This is a genomic window from Nostoc mirabile CHAB5784, from assembly GCF_020829645.1.
Lineage (GTDB): Bacteria > Cyanobacteriota > Cyanobacteriia > Cyanobacteriales > Nostocaceae > Nostoc > Nostoc mirabile.
Map to the genome: position 1 here is coordinate 24,763 of NZ_JAIVFS010000095.1, position 8,360 is coordinate 33,122.

Sequence of the window (8,360 nt, forward strand, 5' to 3'; positions counted from 1 at the left end):
GCCCACGGTTCCGGTGATGGTGTTCGCGGGCGCGTCCTGAACGTTCAGCACCTAGATGAAAAGAAGCGATCATTATGAAAGATTTTTCTGATCACTCGCGAGAACAAAATCTGGACAAGGCGGTCCAGTCCGCTCAGTCCCGGTCAGACCGCTCTCGTAGGCGACGGCGATCGCCCTGGATCACCTCCGGCATCCTCGTCGCAGTCGTAACCATCATCGGCATTGGCACTGCGGCTTTCCAGTTCGGACTGCCCTGGTGGATGCAGGCGGGAGACCACAATCACCTGTACGAAAGCGATACCGGTTCTCTGCGTTATCAGGTTCACCTGCCGCCTCAGCACGATGGCACGACTCAACTGCCCGTGATCGATTCACGGCTGCGGAATGACGGGTTATGGATGGAACTCGATGAAGTCCACGACGCAGTTCAATAGCCTGGCCGACCGCGAAGGTTTCATCGTCGTCTACCCGACGCAACGGATGTTCCGCAGCGCGATCAACTGCTGGAACTCGGCTGATCCACGGGAGCAGCACCGCTACAGCGGAGAACCTGCGCTGCTGGCTGGCGTTGCCCGACAGGTGGTCGAGGAGTATAACGCAGACCCAGCCCAAGTGCATGTCGCGGGTGCCTCGTCGGGTGCGGGGACTGCCGTTATTCTGGCTGCGACTTACCCCGATATTTTCGCAACAGTGACATCCATCGCGGGTGGTGAGTACGGACTGAACCAGGTGAACCCGAACGACCCCGATTCCACGCCACCCGACTACACGGCACGTCAGGCATGGTCGCAGATGGGCGATCGGGCGCGGCAGGTACCGCTGCTCGTCATCCAAGGCGAGGAGGATGCCGTCGTTCCGCCCCTCGTTGCTACTCGTCTGGTTGCACACTGGACTGCGGTGGGTGACTTTGTTGATGATGGTTTGCTCAACGACAGCCTAAACCTCATCGAAAAGACGACAACAGTGCCTTCAGAACAAAGCAGGCATTCGTACACACACCACCATCACCGCGCCGGATGGTACGTCTGTCGTCGAGTTGTACCTCGTCGAGGATATGGGACATGTCTGGCCAGGTCCTGCTGGAGACGGCATTTACATCGATCACGCCGGTCCCGATGCCAGTGCCATGATCTGGAATTTTGCCAAGCGCCATCCGAAAGAAACTCCATAAGAATCTGAAAGAAGTTGAGTGTTGGAACTAACTACACTCAAGTGAACTAAGACTAAGACAATTCAAGAGAGTAGACAAATTGTTTCTTATGCTGACTCTGGTGTGTTGAGATCCAAACTCGTGCTATCGGAGGCGATGTGTTGCGCTGTGCTAATAGATTCTAAGAATTGTAGATTGTTAAATCTATGATTTTAACAGGGGCGTGTTGATATGGAAAAAGGAAGATTGATAGCATTCAGTGATGGTGTCATCGCCATCATCATCACGATTATGGTACTGGAATTGAAGGTCCCCCACGGAGATGATTTAGCTGCATTACGTCCGCTAATGCTCTCATTTCTAAGCTACATCCTTAGCTTTATCAATTTGGGAATTTATTGGAATAACCACCACCACTTATTTCAGGTAGCGCAATATGTCAGCGGTCGAGTTTTATGGGCTAATTTGCATTTGTTATTCTGGCTATCGCTTATTCCCTTTGTCACCGCCTGGATGGGCGAAAATTACTTCACCGCGTTACCTGTTGCCTTTTATGGTGGTGTGCTGTTGTTCAGCGCAATTGCTTATTTAATTCTGACTATGACTCTGATTGTTCACCACGGTCAAGGCTCGGTAATCGCGACTGCCATCGGGAGAGATTTTAAGGGCAAGGTATCAGTGGCGATCTATGCCGTATCGATTCTCCTCGCCTTTGCTAATTCATGGTTGGCTTTTAGTCTCTATGTATTAGTAGCAATGATGTGGTTGATTCCAGATCGCCGGATTGAGAAAGCAATGCGCTGATAAAAGTATTGCCCAACCATGCCCCAATTTGGACACAGGTAGGAGTCGCGGCTCTTGGACTTCCAACGATGCGAATTGAAATCCGCGTGACTGCAATTGTTCCGTGAGTTTTGCACAAGCGGCAACGGGCTATTGCGAAGTTAGGGAGTTACCTCCGCTGAGTGGTATCGAAATCCCGTCACTGTTTATTCTAAATCAAGGAGAGTTGGCACAGATGGAATCTATGAAAGCAGCCGTATTAACTGCGTTTGGTGATGCTGAGAAGTTTGAGATTCAAACTGTTCCCACACCAACACTGAAGGCGCATCAGGTGTTAGTCAGAGTTTGTGCAACCTCGATTAACCCGGTCGATTACCAAACTCGTCGTGGTGATTACAAGGAACTGGTTCGATTACCCGCCATCCTTGGAGTCGATGTTTCAGGGGTGATTGAGGCAATTGGCGAAGCTGTGACTGATTTCAAGGTGGGAGACAACGTGTATTACTCGCCGCAAGTTTTTGGAGAATTCGGTAGCTATGCTCAGTATCATGTGGCTGATGCAGCGATTGTTGCATTGAAGCCTGCAAATCTATCGCACATTGAAGCAGCTTCTTTTCCGCTTGCAGGCGGAACTGCTTGGGATTGTCTAGTGACTAGGGGCAATCTACAAGTTGGTGAAACAGTTCTCATCCATGCGGGTGCGGGTGGAGTGGGTTCGATCGCAGTTCAACTCGCCAAAGCAATAGGGGCATACGTTTTTGCAACGTGTAGTTCTAGAAACCGAGATTTCGTGACAGAACTGGGCGCAGATCGAGTGATTGATTACAAAAATGAAGATTACGTAGAAGTCATTCGTCAAGAAACAAATGGACTGGGTGTGGATTTAGTTCTAGATACGATCGGCGGAGAAACAATTCAGCGTAGTCTAGAAATCATTCGTCCCTTCGGTAGGCTTACAAGCATTGTAGACATTGCAATACCGCAATCGCTTCTTGAAGCATGGGGCAAGAATCTGACGATTCATTTTGTTTTTTCACCCCAGTACCGAGCAAAATTAGAGGCTTTGACAAAACTAATCGAGCGTCATCAGCTTCGCCCAGTGATTGATTCAGTATTTTCTTGGGATCAGGTCGTTCTGGCACATCAGCGTCTAGAGCAGGGAGGAACACGGGGTAAAATTGTGCTGAAGTTTACAGAAAATTAGACCAGCTTTACGGCGTTGGTAATTGCTAAACGGATCGGAGTTTGATTGTGTGCTGAAGGTCAATATTGATTGGGACAGGAGAAACAGGATGATACTGCAAGATAAAGTGGCGTTAGTGACTGGAGGAACAGCGGGTATTGGCAGAGCAACTGCGATCGCCTTTGCTGCTGCTGGAGCAAAGGTAGTATTCTCAGGGAGACGCGATGCAGAAGGTGAAAAAACTGCCAAACTGATTCGTGAAACAGGTGCTGAATGCTTATACGTCCATTGAAACAAGTTCACTAACATCACAAGAATCTGACAAATCATTGTAAGAATCTGAAAGCAGTCAAGCATTGGAACTCAATGCACTTTAGATAGAACCAGGAGTATTTAATCATGGTCAAAGAGCAAACTGTAGACGGACAAGCAAATTTACAAGCAACTACCAATTTGACACCAGCCCAGGAGTCTTTGCAAGCACTTTGGGAAGAGCATTTACAGTACGAGTTTGGCACTCACAGTACTGAAGATGCCCTCGCTACGATGGTTGAAGATGCTTACGTTAACCACATCCCGGTAATGACTGGGGGAGTCGGGAAACCAGCACTGCGCGAGTTTTATTCCAAATACTTCATTCCACAGATGCCGCCGGACATGGAGTTGACCCCAATCTCGCGCACGATCGGGACAGATCAACTCGTGGATGAAATGGTAGCTAAGTTCACTCATACTGTTTGGATGGAATGGATATTACCCGGCGTTGTTCCCACCGGAAAACGGGTGGAAGTGCCAGTAGTAGCGATCGTCCAGTTCCGTGATGGCAAACTAGCCCACGAACACATTTACTGGGATCAAGCGAGTGTATTGGTTCAAGTCGGCTTACTCGATCCTGGTACACTTCCTGTTGTCGGTGTTGACAGTGCGCGTAAGGCGATCGATCCCAACTTACCCTCAAACACACTAATCGATCGCACTTAGCGATCGCGACTAAATGTAGGAGTCATCCAATGTCAACTTTTGTCTTAGTTCACGGCTCATGGCATGACGGTTCTGCTTGGGAACCTGTCATCAAACATTTAGAAGCTAAAGGGCATCAAGCGTTTGCTCCCACGATCGCAGGTCATGGCAAAGGCGCGAATAAGAATGTTAACCATGCTCAATGTACACAATCGATCGTCGATTACATTGTTGACAAAGACTTAACCGATATCGTCCTACTCGGACATAGTTTCGGTGGCACGATTATTGCGAAAGTTGCCGAAGCAATTCATGAGCGCATTCGACGGCTCATCTTCTTAGATGCTTTTGTCCTCAATGATGGTGAAAGCCTCAGAGATATACTCCCACCGGACTATCAAACGTTAAACGACCAACTAGCGAGAACATCGGACGACAATACGCTGATGCTACCTTTTGAGATTTGGCGAGAAACGTTTCTCAACGACACTGACCTCGACCTGGCTAAATCTAGTTACGCACAATTATCGCCCGAACCGTATCAACCGTTAATTGACAAGTTGGACTTGAAGCAGTTTTACTCGTTGCCCATTCCTAAAAGTTACCTCTACTGTACAGAAGATAATGTCCTCCCTCAAGGCGAACAGTGGGGTTGGCATCCGAGAATGTCTAACCGCTTGGGGCTATTTCGGCTTGTACAAATGCCCGGTAGTCACGAGGTGATATTTTCTAATCCGATCGGTTTAGCAGAAAAAATTATCGTGGCAGGACGCGATTAGCCGCAGGATTTGCAACTGTGTTTATTGATTGAAACAGGAGAAACAGAATGATACTTCAAGATAAAGTGGCGTTAGTCACTGGCGGCACAACGGGTATTGGTCGAGCAACAGCGATCGCTTATGCTCAACAACAAGCAAAGGTGGTGGGTCGTCGAATGGATGAAGGTGAAGAAACGGTTCGATTGATTCAGGAAGCTGGCGGAGAGGCGATTTTTGTGCAAGCCGATGTCACGAAAGAAGCCGATGTTAAAGCAATGGTTGATAAAGCAGTTAGCGTTTTTGGTCGGTTAGATATTGCCTTTAATAATGCCGGAACTGTCGGCGAAAATCCCTCATTGATTGAGCAAACAGAAGTTGAATACGAGCATATTATGAACGTCAATGTCAAAGGCGTTTGGTTGTCGATGAAATATGAAATCGCTCAGATGTTGAAACAGGGAAGTGGTGCGATCGTCAATATGGCATCTGCGCTTGGAGTCGTTGCACTTCCTAACATACTCCTCTACACCGCGAGTAAACATGCGGTAGTAGGTTTAACAAAAGCTGCTGCACTCCAATATGCCAAAGCGGGTATTCGCATCAATGTCGTTGCACCAGGGTCAATTAAAACAGATATGTTTGAAGCCGCTACAGATGAAGTCAAAGCTTACTTGGCAGGACTTCACCCGATCGGACGAGTTGGAACACCGCTTGAAGTTGCAAATGCAGTCCTGTTTTTATCATCTGACATGGCATCGTTCGTAACAGGTGAAACGTTGATGATAGATGGTGGGTATTTAGCGCAGTAGTCGAACGACAGTGCGAAATGTTGCGACCAAGTGGCGATCGACCTGCATCATCCGCTCGATCACTCTCCGTGCCGTTGGTTTCTCAGGGGCGTACCGATAGTACGCAGTGTTTGATTGAGCAGTAATACATCTAAATGAGTCCATCATGACGACAACACTTGCAGGCAAAGTTGCACTGGTAACGGGTGGTTCTCGCGGTTTAGGAGTGGCGATCGTAGGGTATGCGAAAGGTGTCCAGCGCGATCTTGATCCGCGCAACATCACTGTGTGCAGCCAGGTATCATGCCGACGGACATGGCAACAGCCGCAGCCGACAAATTGCCGGAAGCAGCGGAAGCGATCATGGATCTTCACGCCATCCGCCGGATCGCAACCTTGGAGGAGGTAGCGGCGACCGTTTGCTTCCTCGCAGGTTCAGATGCTGGCTACATCAGCGGCAATGTAGTGGATGTGTCCGGCGGATGCCAAATCTGAGCGTCGAAGTTTAGTCCGAAGCAGATCAAAACTTTTACACGCGCAATCAAAGGAAAAAAGATGAAAATACGCTATGGGTTTCGACAGGTTGGTGATGTCGAAGTGTTCTACCGCGAAGCGGGGGCAAGCGATGCGCCGGTAATACTGCTGTTGCATGGCTTTCCAACCGCTAGCCACATGTTCCGCGACCTGATCCCTCTGCTCGCCGATCGCTTTCGGCTCGTCGCGCCGGATTTGCCTGGTTTCGGACAGACCAAGGCACCGCCACGCGGGGCATTCGACTACAGGTTCGACCGCCTTGCCGACGTAATCGAGGGCTTCGTCGATGCTTTGTCGCTCGATCAATACGTACTCTACATCTTCGACTACGGTGCGCCAGTAGGTCTGCGTCTGGCGATGCGCCATCCTGAACGGATATCTGCGATTGTCTCGCAGAACGGCAACGCCTACCTTGAGGGTTTTAGTGATGAATGGGGATCGTGGGAGACCTATTGGCGCGAACCGAGCGCAGCAAACCGGGAAGCCTGCCGACCCTCACTCGCGCCGGACACAATCCGGAACTGGCAGTATGGTACTGGAGCCGATCCAACCCTTCTGTCGCCCGACGGCTACGAACTCGACATCGCCTACATGGGGCGGCCAGACGCGGAGGAGATCCAGCTCGATCTGATCCTCGACTACCGCAGTAACGTCGCGCTCTATCCAGCCTTCCAGTCCTACTTTCGCGAGCACCGTCCGCCGCTTCTCGCCGTCTGGGGTCGTCATGATCCGGCGTTTCTGCCCGCTGGTGCTGCCGCTTATCAGCGCGATCTCCCGGATGCAAAGATTCACCTGCTCGATGCCGGACATTTCGCGCTGGAGACTCATGCAGAGGAGGTGGCAACGTTGATCTGCGCGTTCCTCGACAGAACGCTCGGTTTCACGCTGCGTCTTGAAGGTGATTGCACAAGAATCTGAGTACCGCGCTGGCTACCGAAGCAGAATTAAAGCCATCTTAGAAGAGGCAACCGCGGCGATCGCGCTCAGGTAACAATGAAGGATTCTTGTCGTTCTGCGCCGATGATACGCAATGGATGCTTGCCCCATCTTTGAAGTCTGCTTAACGCAGCATTGTTAAGACGGTGCTCGATCTCTGCATAACAATTGTGATGCAACAGACAAAAACACATCATCAATTTACAACGGAGAAACCTCTCATGCCTTACATTACCGTTGGTCAAGAAAACTCTGCAACCATCGATCTCTACTACGAAGATCTTGGGACAGGACAACCGATTGTTCTGATTCATGGATTTCCATTGAACGGACATTCCTGGGAGAAGCAGGTTTTAGTTTTACTGAATGCAGGATATCGAGTAATTACCTACGATCGCCGAGGATTTGGCAACTCCAGTCAGCCCTCATCTGGCTATGACTACGATACCTTCGCCGCCGATTTGAATACACTCATGACCAAGCTTGACTTGCAAAATACCGTGCTGGTCGGTTTCTCAATGGGAACAGGTGAAGTCACACGTTATCTTGGCAAATACGGCTCAGAGCGGGTGCAGAAAGCCGTGCTGATGGCTCCCGTTCCACCGTTTCTGTTAAAGACAGACGACAATCCAGAGGGTGTTGATCAAAGCGTTTTCGATGGCATTATGAAAGCGATTGTTGACGATCGTCCAGCTTATTTCTCTGCCTTTTTCAAAGAGTTCTTCAATGTTGATGTATTGCTTGGCGATCGCATCAGCAATGAAGCGATTCAAGCCAGTTGGAATGTAGCAGCAGGGGCTTCTGCTAAAGGGACTTTGGACTGTGTACCCTCCTGGCTCACCGATTTCCGCGATGATCTGCCCCGCATTGATGTGCCGACTCTGATTATTCATGGAGATAGCGATCGCATTCTGCCGCTTGAGTCCACCGCAGCAAGACTCCCGAAGCTGATCAAAAACAGTCAACTGGTTGTCATTCCCGGCGGGCCGCACGCCATCAACTGGACTCACGCCGATCAGATCAATCCCTTGTTACTGGACTTTCTTCGGCAGAAATAATCAGTGACCTGCCGGATTCCTGTCCTGTGAAAAAACGCTGTGATTCATCAGTTGAGTCAGGCTCAAATGATACACATATTTGTCTAGTAGTCTGCCAAGCCAACTTTGCTAGGTTAAATTTGGATATAAACGCTGCATTTTTCGGCGAGCATCTTTGGTTTGAAAACCCCAATAGACACTGGCTTTTTGCTGATTACGTTGTTCCTCCCA

11 protein-coding genes and 1 pseudogene are annotated in these 8,360 nt (G+C 49.6%); 11 read left to right on the forward strand and 1 reads right to left on the reverse strand.

Features of this window, described 5'->3' with window-relative positions; all coding sequences use genetic code 11:
* Positions 1–74 precede the first annotated feature (74 nt).
* From LC653_RS35340 to LC653_RS35375, 8 genes and pseudogenes are all read left to right on the forward strand, one after another.
* Positions 75–434: a hypothetical protein gene (locus LC653_RS35340; RefSeq protein ID WP_229499591.1), complete on the forward strand. Its 360-nt coding sequence runs from the start codon at positions 75–77 to the stop codon at positions 432–434.
* Entirely contained in the window at positions 385–1,179 is a 795-nt protein-coding gene (locus LC653_RS35345; RefSeq protein WP_229499592.1) for a CE1 family esterase, read from the forward strand. Before LC653_RS35340 ends, LC653_RS35345 begins: the two co-directional genes overlap by 50 nt.
* Before the next feature lie 217 nt (positions 1,180–1,396).
* Positions 1,397–1,954, forward strand: coding sequence for a TMEM175 family protein (locus tag LC653_RS35350; protein ID WP_229499593.1), 558 nt, complete (start codon positions 1,397–1,399; stop codon positions 1,952–1,954).
* Between the two features lie 103 nt (positions 1,955–2,057).
* The gene (locus LC653_RS35355) at positions 2,058–3,137 is read left to right on the forward strand and encodes a zinc-dependent alcohol dehydrogenase family protein (RefSeq protein WP_229499594.1); all 1,080 of its coding nucleotides are present in this window, start codon (positions 2,058–2,060) and stop codon (positions 3,135–3,137) included.
* An 88-nt stretch (positions 3,138–3,225) separates the two neighbouring features.
* Positions 3,226–3,402: pseudogene (locus tag LC653_RS35360) on the forward strand (SDR family NAD(P)-dependent oxidoreductase); the annotation flags it as partial.
* Positions 3,403–3,515: 113 nt separating this feature from the next.
* Positions 3,516–4,097 (forward strand): ester cyclase, encoded by a 582-nt coding sequence (locus LC653_RS35365; RefSeq protein ID WP_229499595.1) that lies wholly within the window; start codon positions 3,516–3,518, stop codon positions 4,095–4,097.
* 29 nt (positions 4,098–4,126) lie between these two features.
* On the forward strand, positions 4,127–4,855 hold the full coding sequence (locus LC653_RS35370; protein WP_229499597.1) for an alpha/beta fold hydrolase: 729 nt from the start codon (positions 4,127–4,129) through the stop codon (positions 4,853–4,855).
* 47 nt (positions 4,856–4,902) lie between these two features.
* On the forward strand, positions 4,903–5,643 hold the full coding sequence (locus LC653_RS35375) for an SDR family oxidoreductase (RefSeq protein WP_229499599.1): 741 nt from the start codon (positions 4,903–4,905) through the stop codon (positions 5,641–5,643).
* On the opposite strand, the gene LC653_RS35380 is transcribed toward LC653_RS35375, so the two are convergent.
* Positions 5,632–5,904, reverse strand: coding sequence for a hypothetical protein (locus tag LC653_RS35380; protein ID WP_229499601.1), 273 nt, complete (start codon positions 5,902–5,904; stop codon positions 5,632–5,634). The two genes, LC653_RS35375 and LC653_RS35380, sit on opposite strands and share 12 nt — an antisense overlap.
* A gap of 6 nt (positions 5,905–5,910) precedes the next feature.
* Between LC653_RS35380 and LC653_RS35385 the strand changes: the two genes are divergently transcribed.
* The 3 genes from LC653_RS35385 (at position 5,911) to LC653_RS35395 (ending at position 8,150) form a co-directional block, all read left to right on the forward strand.
* Positions 5,911–6,117: an SDR family oxidoreductase gene (locus LC653_RS35385; RefSeq protein ID WP_308189189.1), complete on the forward strand. Its 207-nt coding sequence runs from the start codon at positions 5,911–5,913 to the stop codon at positions 6,115–6,117.
* Positions 6,118–6,177: 60 nt separating this feature from the next.
* Positions 6,178–7,074, forward strand: coding sequence for an alpha/beta fold hydrolase (locus tag LC653_RS35390; protein WP_229499605.1), 897 nt, complete (start codon positions 6,178–6,180; stop codon positions 7,072–7,074).
* 239 nt (positions 7,075–7,313) lie between these two features.
* Positions 7,314–8,150, forward strand: coding sequence for an alpha/beta fold hydrolase (locus tag LC653_RS35395; RefSeq protein WP_229499607.1), 837 nt, complete (start codon positions 7,314–7,316; stop codon positions 8,148–8,150).
* Positions 8,151–8,360: the final 210 nt, after the last annotated feature.